Consider the following 18,875-nt stretch of genomic DNA (forward strand, 5'->3'; position numbering starts at 1 on the left):
CGTGGCAGTTGCTTCCTATCCCTTCTCAAACACCAAATACGTCCCCCTTCTCCCCGCCTCCAGCGCCTTCGCCTCATAGCGCGTCCCCGGCCAGCCCTGAAACGGCGTGCGCCAGTCGTCCGCCCGTTCCGCCGTCCAGCGGAAGGCCCCGTGGGCGCGCACTTCGCGGAGCGTCCAGTCCACATAATGGGGCACGTCGCTGGCGAAGCGGAACAGGCCGCCCGGCGCCAAGGCGCGGGCCATGAGGCTGAGGTTCTCCGCCCGCACGAAGCGGCGCTTCCAGTGGCGGCGCTTGGGCCAGGGGTCGGGATAGAGGAGGTCCACGCGGGAGAGGCACCCGGCCGGCAGGCGCGCGAGCACGAGGGCCGCGTCATCGTCGAACACCCGCACGTTCGAGAGGCCGGAGGCGTCAAGGTCCGTGAGGGCGCGCGTCATGCCGTTCAGGAACGGCTCCACCCCGAGGAACCCCGCCTCGGGCGCGCGGGCGGCCTCGGAGATGAGGTGCTCGCCGCCGCCGAAGCCGATCTCGAGGTTCAGCCGCGCGGGCGGGCGCCCGTCCGCGCCTGCGAACAAGGCGAAGGGGTCGGCGAGCTGGTCGAGGGAGAGGCGGTAGCGGCCGATGAGCCGGGCATGGGCCTGCGCCTGCAAGGGCCGCAGCGCCTTGCCCACCCGGCGGCCGTGGAACGAGGCGATCTGGCCGGTCTCGGGGTCCCGGCGCGGGCCGGGAAGGGCGGTGACGGGGTCGTTCGTTTTATCGTCCGCGTCGGGTTTCACGGACATGGAGACGTCCTGGTCATTCGGGTCGTACGAGGCCGTTATAAACGCAAAACAGGGCCTCTACGGGCCCTGTTTCGGCAGTTATAGGTGACGTCTTCCGGGCGTCTGTGCGGTGGCTTTGTGTCAGGCCACCGCCGCCTTGAGGGCGTCCGCAATGTCGGTCTTCTCCCAGGAGAAGCCGCCGTCCGCTTCCGGCGCCCGGCCGAAATGGCCGTAGGCGGAGGTGCGGGCATAGATGGCCTGGTTGAGGTTCAGGTGCTCGCGGATGCCGCGGGGGCGCAGGTTCACCACCTCGCGCAGCACCTTCTCGAGCTTGGCCTCTTCCACCTGCCCCGTGCCGTGCAGGTCCACATAGACCGCCAGTGGATCCGAGACGCCGATGGCGTAGGCGAGCTGGATCGTCGCGCGGTCCGCAAGTCCAGCGGCCACAACGTTTTTCGCGAGATACCGGGCGGCATAGGCGGCCGAGCGGTCCACCTTCGTGGGGTCCTTGCCGGAGAACGCGCCGCCGCCGTGCGGGGCCGCGCCGCCGTAGGTGTCCACGATGATCTTGCGCCCGGTGAGGCCGCAATCGCCGTCCGGCCCGCCGATCACGAACTTGCCCGTGGGGTTCACGTGCCAGAGCGTCTCGGGGGAGATCCAGCCCTCGGGCAAAGCCTTGCGGATATAGGGTTCCACGATGGAGTGGACGTCCTGGGAGGAGAGGTGCTCGTCCAAATGCTGGGTGGAGAGGACGATCTGCGTCACCCCCACCGGCTTGCCGTTCTCATAGCGCACGGTGACCTGGCTCTTGGCGTCCGGGCCGAGCGCCTTGGTCTCGCCGGTGCGGCGGGCATCCGAGAGCACTTTCAGGATCTTATGGGCATAATAGATGGGCGCCGGCATCAGCTCGGGGGTCTCGCGGACCGCATAGCCGAACATGATGCCCTGGTCGCCCGCGCCCTCATCCTTGTTGCCGGCAATGTCCACGCCCTGGGCGATGTCCGCCGACTGGGCGTGCAGCAGCACCTCAATCTCGGCATTCTCCCAGTGGAAGCCGTCCTGCTCGTAGCCGATGTCGCGGATGGCGACCCGGGCGAGGTGGGAGATCAGGTCCTTGGTGATGGTGGACGGCCCGCGGGTCTCGCCGGCGATCACCACCCGGTTGGTGGTGGCCAGCGTCTCGCAGGCCACGCGCACCTGGGAGGGGTCGAAGCCTTGTTCCTTCGAGGTGCGGAAGAAGGCGTCCACAACCTCGTCGGAAATACGGTCGCACACCTTGTCCGGGTGTCCCTCGGAAACCGACTCGCTGGTAAAAAGGTATGACGACCGCGCCATCTGCTTCCCTCGCGCCCTTGGGGCTGATGGCAAGCTTTTGGCAAACGCGCGCAAGCCGGTCAAGACCGGCTCGGCGGACGCGTTTGTCAAACCGAACTTGGCGTGTCGGCAACTTCCTCTCCGGCGATGGCGGAAACGAGGTCGACAATGCGGCGACGGATCTTTCCATCGGAGATGCGCATGAAGCTCCGCGTCAGGGCCAGCCCGTCGGATGTGGCCAGGAAGTCGTTGACGAAGGTGGGAGAGGCGGCTTCGCCGAATCCCTCCTGCTCCGGCCCGTAGGCCGGCGCGCCTTCGAAGAAGAACGCCACGGGCACACCCAGCACCACAGAGATCTGCTGCAGCCGGCTGGCACCGATGCGATTGGTGCCTTTCTCGTACTTTTGGATCTGCTGGAAGGTGATGCCCAGGCTTTCACCCAGCTTTTCCTGGCTCATTCCAACCATCATGCGCCGCATTCGAACGCGGCTGCCAACATGCTTGTCGATAGGATTCGGCGCCTTCTTGGCCATGGTCTCTCCGGCTAAATCGGAAAAGAATGTAAACTTCGCAAAGCGAAGGCTGCCCTGACGCCGGCCAAGATACGCATTCGTGAATGTAGCGTCGATCAACTTCTACGTGTGTTTTTTGGGTGAATTAAATTGCACAGCGGCGAGCGCCGCCAAGCTCAAGACCATGAGGTATAAGGCGCCAAACGGTGCCGCCCCATAGTGTGCCGCCAGCGGAAGCTGTTCTAGAGCCGACGGCAGATCCGCGTCCAAGTTGCCTTTCTCGCCAAGCGGCAAAACTGCGACCATGCGCCCCAGAGGATCGATCACGGCCGAGATCCCCGTATTGGCGGCGCGCACCAGGGGCAGGCCCTCCTCGATGGCCCGCAGACGCGCCTGCAGGAAATGCTGATGGGGCCCAGGCGTTTCGCCGAACCAGGCATCATTGGTCAGATTGAGGAGGAATCCAGGGCGTTCACCCGCGGGCACGACGGCGTGGGGAAACACCGCCTCATAGCAGACAAGCGGCGCCGCGCGCGGGGCGCCGGGGATATCGAGCGGCACCAGCTGCGTGCCCGAGGCAAAGCCCCCACGTTGCCGGGTGATCTGCTCAAGCCCCAGAGATTCAAGGGTTTTCTGGAAGGGCAGATACTCGCCGAACGGCACCAGATGCACCTTGTCCGTGCTCTGCCGCACGTTGCCGTCGGCATCGATCACCCGGATGGAATTGAAGAAGAAGGAGGTCTGCCCGGGGGGCGGCGGGCCATATCGAGCCGCCCCCGTCACCAGGGTGACGTTGTCCGGCAAGGTCGCCGCGATGCGCTCGCGCGCCCACGGCTCGCGCTCATAGATGAAGGGGAATGCGGATTCCGGCCAGACCAGGAGGGACACATCCGCAAGACCGCGAGGATACACAGCGCTCGGTTGTGCACTCAGGGCGAGATAATCGTCGAGGATTCGGTGGCGCTCGCCATAGGCGAACTTGCGATCCTGCGGCAGGGCGGGCTGCATGATGCGCAGGTGCACGCCCGGCACCGTGCCGATGTCCTGCGTGAGGCGCTGGGCGCCCCAGGCATAGGCGCACAGGAGCAAGGCGAGCGCGACGCCGGGCCAGAGGACGCGCTGGCGCACCGTGGCAGCCCCATCGGCCAGCAAAGCGGGCGCGGAAAAGAGGAGGGTGGCCGCCAGCGTCAGGCCCCACAGGCCCACCAGAGCTGCGCTCTGCGCCAAGGCGAGAGGCTCGGCGAGCGCATAGCCGAAGCTGTTCCAGGGGAAGCCGGTGAGTACATGACCCCTCAGCCACTCGCTGCCCGTGAGACCGGCTGCGAGCGCGCAGATGCGTGCGGGGCCGGGGGACCAGAGGAGGCGCGCCAGCGCCAGTCCCAGGGCCGTGAACAGCGCGAGCCCCGCGGGCAGCGAGACAACGGCGAAGGGCAGCAGCCAGGCGAAGACGTCCGCCTCCACGAGGAAGGCATTACCGATCCACCAGAGGGAGGCGAGGAAATAGCCGAAGCCGAACCACCAGCCGATGGCGGCGGCAGCCCGCACCGCGCGCCAGCCAAGCGGCGGCGTCCCGTCGAGGAGGAAGACAAGGACCGGGAAGGTCAGGAACAGGACCGGCCACAGCCCGAACGGCGGCGTGGACAAGGCGGAAACGGCGCCCACGCCGAACGCCAGCATCAGGCGCCGCCAAGCGCTGAGCCGGCTTATGAACGGCGCCGTCGCAATGATCTCGCCTGCGGTCACGCCCCCTCGCGTGCTGCCTGGGCCGAATCTTCGCGCGACGGGGGCGGTAGGATGCGGAGTTGCTTCACGCGGCGCGGATCGGCTTCCAGCACCTCGATGCGATAGTCGCCCGGCATAGAAACAATCTCCCCGGTGCGCGGCACGCGTGCGGCGAAGGTGATGACGAGCCCGCCCAGCGTATCCACCTCGTCCGCCACCTCGGCGGGGGCGAAGTCGGAGCCGAGGGCCTCGGTCACCTGATCGAGAGGCATGCGGGCGTCCACCAGGAAGCTGCCGTCCGGCTGCGCCTTGATGAGGGCTGCCTCATCGTCATGCTCGTCCTCGATCTCGCCGACAATCTCCTCCACCACGTCCTCGATGGAAACGAGGCCGTCGGTGCCGCCATATTCGTCGATCACCAGAGCGAGGTGGACGCGCGCCGCCTGCATGGAGACCAAGAGGTCGCTGGCGGGCATGGAGGGCGGAACATAGAGCAGGCGCCGCACGAGGCCGGCATCGGAGAGCGACCGGGTCAGATCCACGGCCGTAAGGTTGATGTCCTTCGCCTCGACCTCGCTCTTGTCGGGGCGCACGCCGGCCATGTAGGCGAGGAGGTCGCGGATGTGGACCATGCCCACGGGGTCATCGAGGGTGTCGTCATAGACCACGAGCCGCGAGTGCGAGGCGCTGGCGAAGACCGCCATCAGCTCCGCCAGCGACACGTCCTTGTGCACCGCTACGATCTCGGCGCGCGATACCATGATGTCGCCGATGCCCACTTCCTTCAGGTGAAGGATGTTGCGCAGCATCTTGCGCTCGGAGGGCGAGAATTCGCTCACCTCCTCGGCTTCTCCCGCTGCGGCATCCAGCACCTCCACCAGATCGGTGCGCAAGGACGCCTGCGGACGAAAGGTGCCGAGGAGGGCACGCAATCGGTCGATGAAACTCTGCGGCTCCGAAGAGGCGGGGTCGCTCGACTGGTCGATGTTGGACATGGTCTCCCTTTGGGGTCGGCCTCAAATGTCGGCGGGCATGGCGTAGGGATCGGAAATTCCGAGCCCCTGAAGGATGCGCCGCTCGGTGTCTTCCATCTCCTCCGCCTCGTCTTCGTCCTCATGGTCGAAGCCGAGGAGGTGGAGGGTTCCGTGGACCACCAGATGGACGAAGTGGTCGGCGAGGCGCTTGTCCTCGTCCTTCGCCTCGGCCTCCACCGTCTCCAGGGCGACGATGACATCGCCCAGCGGCACGGGCGTGACATCGTCCGGCACGTCGGCGGCGGGGAAGGAGAGAACGTTGGTGGGCTTGTCCTTGCCGCGCCAGTCGCGGTTGAGGATGCGGATGCGCGCGTCGTCGGTGAGGGTGACGCTCATCTCGAACGCCTCGCCCGGCTCCATCTCCGCGGCTTCCAAAAGGGCAGCGCGCACGGCCCGCTCGGCGAGCGTCCCGGCCTCGGGCAGCACGGCCCAGCCGTCCGCCTCGATGAGGACGTCCACCTCGATGCCGGGACTTCGCGCGCCATCCATGTCAGGGCCCCTTGGCCGCGGCGATGCGGGCGGCGTCATTGGTCTCATAGGCCGCGACGATGCGGCCGACCAATTCGTGGCGCACCACGTCCTCGGCCTTGAAGTGGCAGACGCCCACGCCCTCGATCCCCTCCAGCAGCCGCACGGCCTCGGCAAGGCCCGAGGTCTGGCCGGCGGGAAGGTCGATCTGGCTGGGATCGCCGGTGACGATCATGTGGGAGTTCTCGCCCAGGCGGGTGAGAAACATCTTCATCTGCATGGATGTGGTGTTCTGCGCCTCGTCCAGGATCACGGCGGCGTTGGAGAGGGTGCGCCCGCGCATGAAGGCGAGCGGCGCGATCTCGATCTCGCCAGTCTGCAGCGCCCGCTCCACGAAGGCGCGGTCCATGAGGTCGTGCAGCGCGTCATAGATGGGGCGCAGATAGGGGTCCACCTTCTCCTTCATGTCGCCGGGCAGGAAGCCGAGCCGCTCGCCCGCCTCCACGGCGGGGCGGGAGAGGATCAGCTTGTCCACCATGCGCCGTTCCAGAAGGTGGACGGCATAAGCCACCGCGAGCCAGGTCTTGCCGGTGCCGGCCGGGCCGGTGCCGAACACCAGGGTATGGCGCTTCAGGGCGCGGATATAGGCATCCTGCGCCGCCGTGCGGGCGCGCACGGGCCGGCGGCGGAGCTGGATCTCGTCGAAATGCTGGCGGTCCTCGGCGGGGTCGAAATCGAACAGCGAGCCCTGGGCCACCGCTTCGCGGATCGCCCCTTCCACGTCGCCCACGCCAATGTCGCGGCCGCGCTTCAGCGCCTCGTAAAGGTGCTCCAGCACCCGGCGCGCCTGCTCGCAGCCATCGCGCCCGCCTTCCAGGGTGACGTGATTGCCGCGCGAATCCGCCTTCACGCCCAGCTTGCGCTCCAGGAGCGCGAGATTGCGGCCGTAATGGCCGAAAAGCTGGGTGGCGAGGCGGTTGTCGTCGAAGGCGAGGACCACCTGGGTCGGCCCGTCCTCGCCCTGGATGGCCCAGGGGTCGGCGATGGCCGCGCGGGCGGGCGCCTGCTGTTGGGGAGGCGGTGGGCGGTCTTTTTCGACGCCGGATCTGCGCAACGCTCAGGCCTCCATGGCGGCGAGCGGACGTTCGCTCGCGGACGCGGGAACGGAAACGACTTTCCCGGCGAGGCTGTTGGGCCCCGCCTCGGTGATGGTGACTGAGATGAACTCGCCGATGCCCGCGGGCGGTGCGTTCACCACCACGGACTGGAGATAGGGCGAGCGGCCGATGAGCTGGCCCGGCAGGCGGCCGGGCTTTTCCAGCAGCACGTCGAAGGTGCGGCCGACGCAGCTCGCATCGAAGGCGCGCTTGGAGGCTTCAAGCGACGCCTGGAGCCGGTGCAGCCGCTCGGTCTTCACGCTCTCCTCCACCTGGGCGCCGTGGTCAGCGGCAGGTGTCCCGGGGCGGGGGGAATATTTGAAGGAATAGGCGCTGGCGAAGCCGACCTTCGCGATCAGGTCCATTGTCTCCTCGAACTCGGCCTCCGTCTCGCCAGGGAAGCCGACGATGAAGTCCGAGGAGAGGGCGATGTCCGGCCGCGCCGCGCGCATGCGGGCGATGATGTCGAAGAACAGATCCCGCCCGTGCTTGCGGTTCATGGCGTGGAGCACGCGGTCCGAGCCGGACTGAACGGGCAGATGCAGATATGGCATCAGCGCGGGCAAATCGCGATGGGCGGCGATGAGGTCTTCGCCCATGTCGCGGGGGTGGCTCGTGGTGTAGCGCAGCCGGCCGATGCCGGGGATTTCGGCAAGGCGGTGCAGCAGGTCCGCAAGGCTCCAGGTGCGCCCGTCGGGACCAGTGCCGTGGAAGGCATTCACATTCTGGCCGATGAGGGTCAGCTCGCGCACGCCCTGTTCGGCGAGGCGCTGGGCCTCGGCCATGATCTTCGCCACCGGCCGCGAGACCTCGGCGCCGCGGGTATAGGGCACCACGCAGAAGGTGCAGAACTTGTCGCAGCCCTCCTGCACGGTCACGAAGGCGGCGGGGCCGCGCTTGCGGGTGGCCGCGAGGCTCGGGGCGGGCAGGTGGTCGAACTTGTCCTCGATGGGGAAGTCGGTGTCGACGGCCCGCGCGCCGCCGCGCACTTTCGCCAGCATCTCCGGCAGGCGGTGGTAGCTCTGGGGGCCGACCACGAGGTCCACCACCGGCGCGCGCTTCATGATCTCGGCGCCCTCGGCCTGGGCGACGCAGCCGGCGACCGCCACCAGGGTCTGCTGGCCGGTCTCTTCCTTGGATTTGCGCAGCCGGCCCAGCTCCGAATAGACCTTCTCGGCGGCCTTCTCGCGGATATGGCAGGTGTTGAGGATGACGAGGTCGGCCTCCGCCGGCTCGTTCGTCTCCACATAGCCCTCCCGGGCCAGCATGTCCGCCATACGATGGGAATCGTAGACGTTCATCTGGCATCCGAACGACTTCACATAGAGCTTGCGGGGCGCGTCCATCTTGCCTGTTCTGCCAACCTCACCATCGCGCATCGGCGCGACGCTCCCGTGACGCCAGCGCTTGTGATCCTCGTTTTCAAATCGTGTTCATTGGGTTTTACCGGCAAACCGGCGGTTTGGAAACTCAGGGCTGCGTCATGCGTCCGGACAGGCTCGAGCGGATCATGGCGCGGACCTCCTCCTCGCAGGCGCGGGTGATGGCCTTGCGGTCCAATATGCCCTCCAGCGCGCGGGGTTCCCCATAGGTCACCTGCACGTCGATGGCGCCCTGCCGCAGCACTTCCATGAGGTGCGGGGCAAGGTCGAGGTCGCCGACCCAGGCGGCGATGCCGCGATGGGAGCGGCCCATGGGAATGCCTTGCAGCCGCACATAGGAGATGGCCATGGGCTGCACCAGCATCCGGCCGTGCGAATCAAAGGCTTCGCGCACCGCGCCCACCAAGGCCGTGCGGAAGGGCAGCACGATGTTGCCATCGCCCGATGTTCCCTCGGCGAACAGCACCACCGGGTCGCCTTCGGCGAGCCGCGCGGCGATCTCCTTGTTCACCTCGCCGGTGGCGTGGGGGCGCTTGCGGTCCACGAAGACCGTGCGCTGGAGCACGGCCAGGAGCCCGATCACCGGCCATTTCTCCACCTCGCTCTTGGCGACGAAGAACAAGGGGTGCAGCGAGCCGATGACCGAGATGTCCAGCCAGGAGACGTGATTCGACAAGAGGAGCAGCGGCCGCCCTGTGGCCGGCGCGCCGGTGATCTTCACCCTGACGCCGATGAGGAACAGGATGATGCGGTGATAGAGCGCGGGGATATGCCGGCGCGTGGGCAGGTTCAGCTTCAGCGACAGCCATTGCAACGGAATGCCGATGGCGGTGACGAGGCCGGCGGCCATCATCACCAGGCCGACCCGGATGCGGTCCAGCACCCGCGTGGCCCGTGAGGGCTCGGGGCCGAGGTCCGGCATGGGGCTGGAATGGAAGATTGCGGCGAGCTCCGGGTCTTCGGGCAATCGCTCCGGGCGCCCGGAAGCAGCAGAGCCGAAGGCGTCCTTGCTCATGTTTCGTTCTCGTCCAGAGGGACCACATAGAGCTCCAGCCGGTGGCCGACGATGCGGTAGCCGAGCTTGCGAGCGATCTCTTCCTGGAGCCGTTCGATCTCTTCCGAGCGGAACTCTACCACGTGGCCGCTGCGCAGGTCGATGAGGTGGTCGTGGTGCTCGTCCGGCACCGGCTCGTAGCGGGAGCGGCCGTCGCCGAATTCGTGGCGCGCGATGATGCCGGCATCCTCGAACATCTTCACCGTGCGGTAGACGGTGGAGATGGAAATGTTGTCGTCGATGGCGCTGGCGCGGCGGTGGAGCTCCTCCACGTCGGGATGGTCCTCAGCGGCGGTGAGCACCCGCGCGATGACGCGGCGCTGGTCAGTCATGCGCATGCCCTTGGCATGGCACGCTTCCTCGATCGCGCTGATCTTCCCGTTCAACGGTTCACGCCTTCCTTCTCCGCCGGCCCGGGTCGCTTATGGCGCCCCTGCGTGTCCACCGCAAGGCGGCGCGGCGCCTCAGAAGTCGCGGCGCATCACCACTGCGTCGGCCGCGCCGCCAGGGCCTGCATAATATCCTTTTCGGCGGCCCGTCTCGACATAGCCGAGGCGGCGATAAAGGTGGAGCGCAGCCTCATTGGTGGCCTCCACCTCCAGATGCGAGACGCGCACCCCTTCGCACGCGAGCCGCCCGAGATGATAGCTGAGCAGTTTCGCGCCATGGCCCTTGCCGCGCGCGTCCGGCGCCACCGCGATGGAGAGGATTTCCGCTTCCGGGGGCACCACGTGCGAGAGCACGAAGGCAAAGGGCGCACCCTTCGCACCATAGGTCAAAACATGGGCATGGGCGGCGCGGTCCGCCAGTAGCCGCTCGAATTCGTCGGCCCCCCAGCCGCGATGGAAGGAGCCGGCATGGATGAGGGCGAGCGCTGCGGCGTCTGCGGCGGTGGCGGCGCGCAGATGCGGTTCCGCCTTGTGGGCCAGGAGACGCGGGAGCAGCGTCATCGCCGGGCGATCCGTGCCGCGTCCTGCGGCTTGGCGTCAGGCGCGCGCAAATAGAGCGGCTTCGGCTCGGCGGAGGCGGGGTCCGCCACGGCCCCGAGGCGCGCCACCCAGGCGACGTCCGGCGCCGGGATCACGTCCACGGAAACCGGCGTCTGCTCCCCCGGCGGCCAGGCTTCCGCCACCATGGCGGCGCCGGAGCCCACGAGGCGCACCGGCCCGATGGCGGCGGAACGGGCGGCATCCCGCGCCGCGGCGATGCGCGGCGCCACGAGGGTGCGGCCGCCGATGCCGAACATCTGCAGGAAGACGTGGCCATGGCGCGCGTCGATGGCCGCCATCACCGGCAGCGTGTCGTCCATGTCGAGGAAGGGGGCGGCGAGGGCAGCGAGGGTGGTCACCCCCACGGCCGGCTTTCCCGCCACCAGCGCAAAGCCGCGCGCGGCGGAAATGCCGACGCGCAGGCCGGTGAAGCTGCCGGGGCCGACGGTGACGGCGATGCGGTCGAGATCGGTGAATTCGAGCCGGGCATCCCGCATCACCTGCTCCACCAGCGGGATCAGCGCCTCGGCATGGCCGCGCTCCATGAAGATGGAATCGCCGGCCACGACGCCGTCAGCGTCGAGGTCCAGCACCGCTGCGGAGCAGGCGGTGAGCGCCGTATCGAGAGCAAGAATGAACATGATGACCGTGAAGCCCGAATCCCGCGGTCACATTCCACTGAAAACCCCGCTGACGAAAGGGGATGGGGTGAAAATGCCAGTGCGAAAGCATTGCCTCGCCGAGGAGTGGGGGCTTGGATTCAGCACAAGCCGTCATCCCCGGGCTTGACCCGGGGATCCACGGGGCTCCGCTAGATGCCACTTGGGGGAGAGGCGTGGATGCCCGGGTCAAGCCCGGGCATGACGGCTCTTCAGGGGGAGAGAAAATCTCACAGGTTCCCGGTGTCAGACCGGACGCACCTCGACCACTTCGGGCACGAAGTGGCGCAGCAGGTTCTCGATGCCGTTCTTCAGCGTGGCGGTGGAGGAGGGGCAACCGGAGCAGGAGCCCTTCATGTTGAGGAACACCACGCCGTCCTTGAAGCCGCGGAAGGTGATGTCGCCGCCGTCATTGGCCACGGCCGGGCGCACGCGGGTCTCTATCAGCTCCTTGATGGTGCCGACGATCTCCGTGTCGCTCTCGGCGAAGAACTCGTCGCCATCCTCATCGTCCGCCTCAACGCCATCGGCGAGGATGGGCGCGCCGGACATGAAATGCTCCATGATGGCGCCAAGGATGGCCGGCTTCAGGTGCATCCAATCGCCGCCCGCCTTGGTGACGGTGATGAAGTCCGAGCCCAGGAACACGCCGTTCACGCCCTGGACCTCGAACAGGCGCTGCGCCAGCGGCGAGCGTCCGGCCTCGTCGGCGGAGCGCAGCTCAAGGGTGCCATCACCGAGGACGTTGCGGCCGGGAAGGAACTTGAGCGTCGCCGGGTTCGGCGTCGGCTCGGTCTGGATGAACATGGGTCGTGTCCTCAGAACGGGGGCGGACAAGCCGCTTCATGCCCTGAAGATAGGGAGTGCGGGGCACAAGGGAAAGGGCAGGGGCGGGGCACCAACCCCTTAAGCGCCGTCGTCATGCCCGGGACAAGCCCGGGCATGACGGCTAAAGGGGGAAGGAAAAACGCCCCGGCGCGGGCCGGGGCGTCTCTCATCGATCACAAGGCGGGGATCAGGCCGCGACCTTGGCCTCCACGGCCTGCGGCGCGTTGGCCGGCTCGGCGGTGGTGATGGCGATGGTGCGGGGCTTCTTGGCCTCGGGAATGTTGCGCACGAGTTCCACGTGCAGCAGGCCATTCTCCAGGCGGGCGCCCCTTACCTCCACATGGTCCGCGAGCTGGAAGCGTCGCTCGAACGCGCGGGCGGCGATGCCGCGATAAAGGGTCTGGGAGCGCTCAGTGGTCTCAGTCTCGGCCTTCTCGCCACGCAGGGTCAGGGTGTTCTCTTTCGCCTCGATGGACAACTCGGCCGGGGTGAAGCCGGCGACCGCCACCGTGATGCGATACTCATTCTCTCCGGTCCGCTCGATATTGTACGGCGGATAGGTGGGGGCCGCGTCCACGCCGCCGACCGTGTCGAGCAGCGAGAAGAGACGATCGAAGCCGACCGTATTGCGGTAGAGGGGGGTCAGATCAAAGCTACGCATGGCATATCCTCCTTAAAGCGACATGCAATGGACCCGCCGAAGCCGGGTCCGGGGATGAGAGCGCCGTCGGTGTGACCGGCGCCGTTTGGGATGTGGGAAGGGGTTTTGGGAGCGTCAAGGGGGTACAGGCCGCCTTTATGAACCGGCACTGAACGCCCCCCTCGGAAAACATTCACAGGCCTCCCTTATAATCTTTCACCCAGCGCTCTCAGGCGCTTCACACCTGACCCGTCACAAGGGAGTTCGAGCATGCGGCCCGCCCCTGTCGCCGTCGCGACGTGTGTGGGCTTTGCCATGCTGGCTCTTGCCCATGCTCCGGCCGTCAGGGCTCAGGTCATGGGCATCACCCTCGGCGCTCCTTTCGCCACCGCGGGCACAGCCCCGGCGGCACCGGCTTACGGGCCCTATGTCGGCCGGAGCCAGGAACCGGGGGCGCTCACCCCCGAGACCGTCGAGAGCCACCTTTTGGCACGTGGGTTTTCCAGCATCGCCAACCTGAAGCTGCGGGGCGGGAGCTATGTCTGCGAGGCGACCGGCCCGCGTCGCGAGCGCGTGCGCCTCGTGGTGGACGCGACGTCGGGCGAGATCAGCGGCGTCCAGGTCATCGGCTTCGAGGACAAGCGCTATTAGACGGCGCATTGCCGGGGCGAAGCGGAGCGTGTAACCCTCGCCCCCCCGGCAAGCAGCCCTTCGTCCGACGGCAGAGAGCATGACCCTCAGCGCCACCCTTTCTCCCGGCAGCGCTCCTTCTTCGGACGCGGAAACCGCATCCGCCGCGCCCCTCTTCTCCATCCCCGGAGATCCCGTCCCCGCCGGGGCGGTGAGCGGCTATCTCACCGCCGAGGATGGGGTGAGGATCCGCTATGCCCGCTGGCCGGCAGACCAGGGTGTGCCGGCGCGGGGCACGGTGGCGCTGTTCTCCGGCCGCACCGAGTTCATCGAGAAATATTACGAGGTGGTGCGCGAGCTGACCGCTCGCGGCTTTGCCGTCGCCATGCTCGACTGGCGGGGGCAGGGGGGCTCGGAGCGGCTGCTGCGCAATGCGCGCAAGGGCTATGTGCCGGATTTCCGCGACTATCAGCGCGATCTGGCGGTGTTCGCGCGCGAGGTGCTGCTGCCCGACTGTCCGGCACCCCATTTCGCCCTCGCCCATTCCATGGCGGGGGTGGTGCTGCTGGATTCCGTGCTGGAAGGCCGCCGCTGGTTCGACAGGATGGTGCTCCTCGCGCCCATGCTGGCCATCAATCTGGGGCCGTCCACGGGCGCGACCCGGGTTCTTGCCGGTATGCTGAAAGGGTTTCTCGGCCGCGCCTATGTTCCCGGCGGCACGAACCGGCCGGTGACGTCGCGCCCCTTCGCCAAAAATCCGGTGACGAGCGATGCGCGCCGCTATGCCCTCGCCGCCGCCATGGTCGACGCCCACCCCGCGCTCGCCATGGGCGCGCCCACCATCGGCTGGCTCGCCGCCGCCTTCGACATCATGGAGCGCCTGATGCAGCCGGAGGTCATCCGCCGCATCCGCCAGCCGCTCCTCATCGTGGGAGCGGGGGATGAGCGCATCGTCTCCAACCGCGCCATCGAACACCTCTCCGCGCGGCTGATCGCCGGCGGGCATGTCACCATTGCGGGCTCCAAGCACGAGATCCTGATGGAGCGCGACATCTATCGCGAGCAGTTCTGGGCCGCCTTCGACGCCTTCATTCCGGGCAGCGCGGAGGGGTAACGCCTCCGGCGATCTCGCGTCCGGATAGCGGCAAATCGGTCAGCGGAAGCAGGCGCGAATCCTCAAGGGCGGCGATGCGGTGCCCGATACCGGCGAGATAGTCCGCATGGCTCGCAAAGGCCATGAAGGCGCCGACGCTGCTCTGGCGCACAAGCATGAGCCTGTCCCAGCGTTCTCCCTCCGGGCCGATCAGGAATGCGCCGCCCTCGCCCATGAACAGGATGTCGCCGCCGCTCTCCCGAAGATGGGGCAAAGTGTGATCGATATAGCGGTCATAAGCCTCCGCGCCGCTGATGGGCGCTGCGGGCGCGAGGTGAGGGGCTGAGGAATAATCCGCGGTCTTTCGGAACCGCAGGAGGTTCAGCACCACCACTTCGCCCGGAAGGGCGCGGGCGAGGAAGGCGCGGCCCGATGCCTGGGTCGGTTCGAGATAAGCGGTCATCGGCCGGTTTCCGTGGCGCTGGAATCGGCCTTCGCGCTGCCTGAGGCCAGCCTCACGGCATAGGCGCGCAGATCGTCCGGCCAGGCGGTCATATGGGCTGCGAGATATTCCGCATCCCCGGCGAACAAGGCGCGCGCCGCTTCCTCGAAGCCCGGAAGGTCGCCGCCCATGGCAGACATGAAGCGGTAGGCGGCCTCCCGCCCGGCGCGAAGCCGGCTCTGGCCGCCATCCGCCCGGCGGGCTTCTTCCACCAGACGTCGCAGGGCCACGGAGGCACCGCCCGGCTGGCTCGCCAGCCAGTCCCAATGGCGCGGCAGGAGCGTCACCTCCCGAGCGACCACGCCGAGCTTCGGCCGGCCGCGCGCCCGCGCCCCGGCTTCACCGGAAGAGTGGGGCTGTTCCGGCACCGGGTCCCGCTCGGCCAGCCGGGCCAGAATGTCGTCGCGGGACCCGCGCAGGTCCAGATCGACAACGGCGCCGGTGGCATCGTCGAACGTGAGCACGAGGCTGTCGCCGCCGGCCGCCTTCACGGCGAGGGCCACGTCGATGAGCGGTCCCGCGGCCAACAGGCGATTGCCGATGAAAGCGGTGCAGGGCTTGGTGGCGAATTCAGACATGAGCGGCTCCGGTTCGGATGACCGCTTTTTATCCGGGTAAAATTATCGAGTCAATATTACCCGGGTATATATCATGCTTTCTCGCTGATGGAGGCGTCCGCGATGGCGTCCACCCAGGGCAGAGCGGAGCGGTGCCAGATCTGCTTCTGCGGCGTGAAGGCCGCCCGCTGCGTGATGGTGCCGGCGCGCAGGCCGTAAGTGGCGGTGTTTTCGAGATCGCTGGTGTAAAGCGGCGTGCCGCAGGTTCCGCAGAAGGCCTGACGGCGCCTGTTCCCGCTTTCCGCGGTCTTCACGTAGGTGGTCGGCGTGCCCCGGGTCAGGCGGAAGCTCTCGGCCGGCGCGCGAATGGTGGCGCGGAAGGGCGAGCCCGACAGGGTCTGGCAGTCCGTGCAATGGCAGATGCTCATGGAGGCGGGGTCCACCTCCGCCTCAAACGCGATGGCGCCGCAATGGCACTGTCCGTCGATCCTCATAGGGCCTCCCTGATTGGCGCCGCCGCTTATTTGGAAGAGAAGGTCACGGCCTCGATCTTGTTGCCGTCCGGGTCGAAGACGAAGGCGCCGTAATAATTGGCGTCATATTCCGGGCGAAGGCCAGGCGGGCCGGCATCGCGGCCGCCCTGGGCCAGGGCCACACGGTAAAACTCATCCACCATGGTGCGGCGCTCCACGGAGAAGGCCACATGGGCGCCGTTGCCCGGCGTGGCGGGCTGGCCGTTGAGCGGGCGCTCCAGGCTGAACAGCAAGGTGCCGGCCCCATAATCTATCGACTGCTCGTCTTCATTCATGAGGCGCAGGCCCACCACCGCGAGCACGGGATCGTAGAAGGCGCGGGCGCGGGCGAGATCGTCGGTGCCGAAGGAGAGGTGATGAATCATCCGCCAGGTCTCCGTTCTCGAATCCGAGGCTAGCCTGCGAGCAACTCCAGCGCCGCCTTGTGGATCGCAGCGCTGCCCGCCGCCACCACGCGCCCGCCTTCGGCCGCCGAGCCGCCTTCCCAATTGGTGACCACGCCGCCGGCCCCCTCGATGATGGGGACGAGGGCGATCACGTCATGGTCCTGGAGGCCGGTCTCGATGACAAGGTCCACGAGGCCCGCCGCCACCATGCAATAGGCGTAGCAATCGCCGCCATAGCGCGAGAGGCGCACCCGCTCCTCCACCTTCTGGAAGGCGGTGCGGTCGCTGCCTTCCATCAACAGCGGCGAGGTGGTGAAGAGGATGGCGTCCTCCAGCGCCTTGCAGTCGCGGGCATGGAGCGCGCGGTCACCGGCCGGGCCCTTGTAGCGCGCGCTGGCGCCGTCGCCGAAGAAGCGCTCGCCGATGAAGGGCTGATGCATCATGCCATAGACCGGGGCGCCTTCCTTCAGGAGGCCGATGAGCGTGCCCCAGGCGGGCATGCCGGCGATGAAGGATTTTGTGCCGTCGATGGGGTCGAGCGCCCACACATAGGTCGCGTCGGCGCGCTCGTCGCCGAACTCCTCGCCGATGATGCCGTGGGCTGGGAAATGCGTGGCGATGAGGCGGCGCATGACCTGCTCAGCCGCCCGGTCCGCCTCGGTGACGGGGTCGAACGCCCGCCCGTGGCTCTTATCCTCGCTCACCAGCGAGGTGCGGAAGAAGGGAAGGATGGCCTCGCCGGAAACGGTGGCGAGCTTGTGGACGAAGGCGTCCAGGGCGATGGGGGTCATCGGGCTTCTCCGTCGGCCGCCGGCCGGTGCCCTGCTGTAGTCCGCCGCCGGCCCCGAGGGAAGCGGCCCGATGGGAATCGTACGGGCGACCATTTAAAACCAGCGACCCCAAAACGACGCTTCTTGCGGCAGGTGCTGATGCGGATGCGTCCGCAGCCCGGCCCGGGGCACGAGCAAATGCTTGAGATGTCTGAAGAGTCCAGATTTGAGGCATGCTCAAATTATCAGCCGATATCCGCCTTGTGGGGAAGGCTGTACAGGCCCATATTGTGTATGCGCGGTGTCGCCTCGCGATGCCGCTGCCCTCCTTGGGCGTTTCCTCCCTAGACTTGGGCCGCTCCGGTATTCCGTGAGCGGCCCCTTTCTTTTTGGGGCCGAGGCCCGAGCGCCGTGTCCGCCAGCTGTGCCGGGACACGCGATGGCGCTACCGGGCGCTTCAGATCACGCGAATCGATTTTTTCTTCTGGGTGCTGCGCCGGCCGGCGCTGCGCGCGGCCGCGGGTGATTAAAAATTGCCGTTATTTTTCAAAAAATTAGCCTGGCATACCAGGCTGCGACAAACCAGCACTTGATTTTCGGCAGCGCAATGGGCTATTGCTGCATTGCGACATGGCGATTGGCGTCGCTGTGTCGCTGCCCTCCTTGGGCGTTTCCTCCCTAGACTTGGGCCGTTCGCTTGCGGACGGCCCCTTTCTTTTTTGGGCCTATGGTTTGCCCAAAACGGGGTTCGGTCTTTGCGCCGAATTGCTCGCCCGCAAATTCGTATATCTGCCATTCGAAAAACGCAAGGCACGTTTTTCACGCGATAGGTGATACCTATTCCGCAGCAGCCCGAGGTGGTGCCAGTTCCTCGGCCGTCACTTCCAGTAGGCGCGCCGCCACTTCCGCGAGATCCGCCCGCACGCGGTAGAAGTCCGCGCCCCGTTCATAGACGGCTTCTTCCATATAAAGACCGCGATTGATCTCGATCTGCACGGCATGCAGCCCTGCGGAGGGATTGCCGTAATGCTCGGTGATGTAGCCGCCCGCATAGGGCTTGTTGCGCACCACCGCATAGCCCCGCGCCACCAGCTCCCGTTCGAGAATGTCCGTGATCACCGGCGCGCAGCTCGTGGCATAGCGGTCGCCCAGGACGATATCGGCGCGCGCGCCGTCCTCCCGCATGGGGCCGGAGGGCATGGAGTGGCAGTCCACCAGGATCGCCACGCCGAAGCGGCGGTGGGTGCGGGTGATCAGCCGCCGCAGCGCCTGGTGGTAGGGCTTGTAATAGGTCTCGATGCGCTCCAGCGCCTCGGCGACAGACAGCCGGCGCTGGTAGATCTCCTGCGAATCCCCCACCACCCGCGCGATGGTGCCGAGCCCGCCCGAAACCCGGATCGAGCGGGTATTGGCGAAAGCCGGCAGCCGGCCCTCGAACATGCGCGGGTCAAGTTCGTAGGGCTCGCGGTTGAGATCCAGGAAGGCGCGCGGGAACAGAGCGCGCATGAGCGGGATGCCGGACCCCACCACATCGCAGAACAGCTCGTCCACGAAACTGTCCTCGGAACGGCGCAGCGCATCGAACTCGAGGCGCGCCTGCTCCATGAAGGCACGGGGATAGATGCGCCCGGAATGGGGCGAGTTGAATACGAAGGGCCCGATCACCTCGTCGGGCGCAAGGATCTCGAACGGCGGATCAATGGTGTCGGCGAGGCAGGCTGTCACGTGCCGGGAGGTCCTTCGGAGCGGGCAGGCTGCCCACAGGCATGATGCGCAAGAGGAGCCCCCCTTGTGAAGAGGCGTCCGGGTTCACTTCGAATTTACCCGTTTCGGCGCAAGAAGCCTATTGGATGCGCCGCCGCTTTTCATAGGGCGGCCGGCGCTTG

General features: G+C 67.2%; 22 protein-coding genes. 2 read left to right on the plus strand and 20 right to left on the minus strand.

What is annotated here, in order from left to right; genetic code table 11:
- Positions 1–15 precede the first annotated feature (15 nt).
- The 14 genes from trmB to ABLE91_RS12365 all read right to left on the minus strand — a co-directional run bounded on the left by trmB (position 16) and on the right by ABLE91_RS12365 (position 12,539).
- Entirely contained in the window at positions 16–780 is a 765-nt protein-coding gene (trmB, locus tag ABLE91_RS12300; RefSeq protein WP_348931108.1) for a tRNA (guanine(46)-N(7))-methyltransferase TrmB, read from the minus strand.
- A gap of 120 nt (positions 781–900) precedes the next feature.
- The gene (gene metK, locus ABLE91_RS12305; RefSeq protein ID WP_348931109.1) at positions 901–2,094 is read right to left on the minus strand and encodes a methionine adenosyltransferase; all 1,194 of its coding nucleotides are present in this window, start codon (positions 2,092–2,094) and stop codon (positions 901–903) included.
- Between the two features lie 86 nt (positions 2,095–2,180).
- Positions 2,181–2,606, minus strand: a complete 426-nt coding sequence (locus ABLE91_RS12310) for a helix-turn-helix domain-containing protein (protein ID WP_348931110.1) — start codon at positions 2,604–2,606, stop codon at positions 2,181–2,183.
- 102 nt (positions 2,607–2,708) lie between these two features.
- Complete coding sequence (lnt, locus tag ABLE91_RS12315; protein WP_348931111.1) at positions 2,709–4,262, minus strand: apolipoprotein N-acyltransferase; 1,554 nt, start codon at positions 4,260–4,262, stop codon at positions 2,709–2,711.
- Positions 4,263–4,324: 62 nt separating this feature from the next.
- The gene (locus ABLE91_RS12320; protein WP_348931112.1) at positions 4,325–5,302 is read right to left on the minus strand and encodes a hemolysin family protein; all 978 of its coding nucleotides are present in this window, start codon (positions 5,300–5,302) and stop codon (positions 4,325–4,327) included.
- Positions 5,303–5,323: 21 nt separating this feature from the next.
- The gene (gene ybeY, locus ABLE91_RS12325; protein WP_348931113.1) at positions 5,324–5,830 is read right to left on the minus strand and encodes an rRNA maturation RNase YbeY; all 507 of its coding nucleotides are present in this window, start codon (positions 5,828–5,830) and stop codon (positions 5,324–5,326) included.
- 1 nt (position 5,831) lies between these two features.
- Positions 5,832–6,854 (minus strand): PhoH family protein, encoded by a 1,023-nt coding sequence (locus ABLE91_RS12330; RefSeq protein WP_348931209.1) that lies wholly within the window; start codon positions 6,852–6,854, stop codon positions 5,832–5,834.
- A 72-nt stretch (positions 6,855–6,926) separates the two neighbouring features.
- Complete coding sequence (gene miaB, locus ABLE91_RS12335) at positions 6,927–8,312, minus strand: tRNA (N6-isopentenyl adenosine(37)-C2)-methylthiotransferase MiaB (RefSeq protein WP_348931114.1); 1,386 nt, start codon at positions 8,310–8,312, stop codon at positions 6,927–6,929.
- 124 nt (positions 8,313–8,436) lie between these two features.
- Positions 8,437–9,363, minus strand: coding sequence for a lyso-ornithine lipid O-acyltransferase (gene olsA / locus ABLE91_RS12340; RefSeq protein WP_348931115.1), 927 nt, complete (start codon positions 9,361–9,363; stop codon positions 8,437–8,439).
- Positions 9,360–9,734 carry a Fur family transcriptional regulator gene (locus ABLE91_RS12345; protein WP_348931116.1) on the minus strand — a complete coding sequence of 125 codons (375 nt, stop codon included), beginning with the start codon at positions 9,732–9,734 and terminating at the stop codon, positions 9,360–9,362. The genes olsA and ABLE91_RS12345 overlap by 4 nt, the downstream gene beginning before the upstream one ends.
- Before the next feature lie 132 nt (positions 9,735–9,866).
- Positions 9,867–10,352: a GNAT family N-acetyltransferase gene (locus tag ABLE91_RS12350; RefSeq protein ID WP_348931117.1), complete on the minus strand. Its 486-nt coding sequence runs from the start codon at positions 10,350–10,352 to the stop codon at positions 9,867–9,869.
- A complete protein-coding gene (tsaB, locus tag ABLE91_RS12355; RefSeq protein WP_348931118.1) occupies positions 10,349–11,032 on the minus strand; it encodes a tRNA (adenosine(37)-N6)-threonylcarbamoyltransferase complex dimerization subunit type 1 TsaB in 684 nt (227 codons plus the stop codon). The genes ABLE91_RS12350 and tsaB overlap by 4 nt, the downstream gene beginning before the upstream one ends.
- A 264-nt stretch (positions 11,033–11,296) precedes the next feature.
- Positions 11,297–11,857, minus strand: coding sequence for a NifU family protein (locus ABLE91_RS12360; RefSeq protein ID WP_348931119.1), 561 nt, complete (start codon positions 11,855–11,857; stop codon positions 11,297–11,299).
- Positions 11,858–12,065: 208 nt separating this feature from the next.
- A complete protein-coding gene (locus ABLE91_RS12365; RefSeq protein WP_348931120.1) occupies positions 12,066–12,539 on the minus strand; it encodes an Hsp20 family protein in 474 nt (157 codons plus the stop codon).
- Between the two features lie 249 nt (positions 12,540–12,788).
- Between ABLE91_RS12365 and ABLE91_RS12370 the strand changes: the two genes are divergently transcribed.
- On the plus strand, positions 12,789–13,169 hold the full coding sequence (locus ABLE91_RS12370) for a hypothetical protein (RefSeq protein ID WP_348931121.1): 381 nt from the start codon (positions 12,789–12,791) through the stop codon (positions 13,167–13,169).
- 79 nt (positions 13,170–13,248) lie between these two features.
- On the plus strand, positions 13,249–14,262 hold the full coding sequence (locus ABLE91_RS12375; RefSeq protein WP_348931122.1) for an alpha/beta fold hydrolase: 1,014 nt from the start codon (positions 13,249–13,251) through the stop codon (positions 14,260–14,262).
- Here ABLE91_RS12375 and ABLE91_RS12380 read toward each other — a convergent pair.
- From ABLE91_RS12380 to ABLE91_RS12405, 6 genes are all read right to left on the minus strand, one after another.
- Entirely contained in the window at positions 14,237–14,704 is a 468-nt protein-coding gene (locus ABLE91_RS12380) for a DUF1330 domain-containing protein (protein ID WP_348931123.1), read from the minus strand. The two genes, ABLE91_RS12375 and ABLE91_RS12380, sit on opposite strands and share 26 nt — an antisense overlap.
- A complete protein-coding gene (locus ABLE91_RS12385) occupies positions 14,701–15,321 on the minus strand; it encodes a DUF2239 family protein (RefSeq protein ID WP_348931124.1) in 621 nt (206 codons plus the stop codon). Before ABLE91_RS12385 ends, ABLE91_RS12380 begins: the two co-directional genes overlap by 4 nt.
- Before the next feature lie 71 nt (positions 15,322–15,392).
- Complete coding sequence (locus tag ABLE91_RS12390; protein WP_348931125.1) at positions 15,393–15,794, minus strand: GFA family protein; 402 nt, start codon at positions 15,792–15,794, stop codon at positions 15,393–15,395.
- Between the two features lie 26 nt (positions 15,795–15,820).
- Positions 15,821–16,198 (minus strand): VOC family protein, encoded by a 378-nt coding sequence (locus tag ABLE91_RS12395; protein ID WP_348931126.1) that lies wholly within the window; start codon positions 16,196–16,198, stop codon positions 15,821–15,823.
- Positions 16,199–16,227: 29 nt separating this feature from the next.
- Positions 16,228–17,010: a histidinol-phosphatase gene (gene hisN / locus ABLE91_RS12400; protein WP_348931127.1), complete on the minus strand. Its 783-nt coding sequence runs from the start codon at positions 17,008–17,010 to the stop codon at positions 16,228–16,230.
- Positions 17,011–17,826: 816 nt separating this feature from the next.
- Positions 17,827–18,714, minus strand: coding sequence for an N-formylglutamate amidohydrolase (locus ABLE91_RS12405; protein ID WP_348931128.1), 888 nt, complete (start codon positions 18,712–18,714; stop codon positions 17,827–17,829).
- Between the last annotated feature and the right edge of the window lie 161 nt (positions 18,715–18,875).

It is taken from the genome of Aquabacter albus (assembly GCF_040049275.1).
Classification (GTDB): Bacteria; Pseudomonadota; Alphaproteobacteria; order Rhizobiales; family Xanthobacteraceae; genus Aquabacter.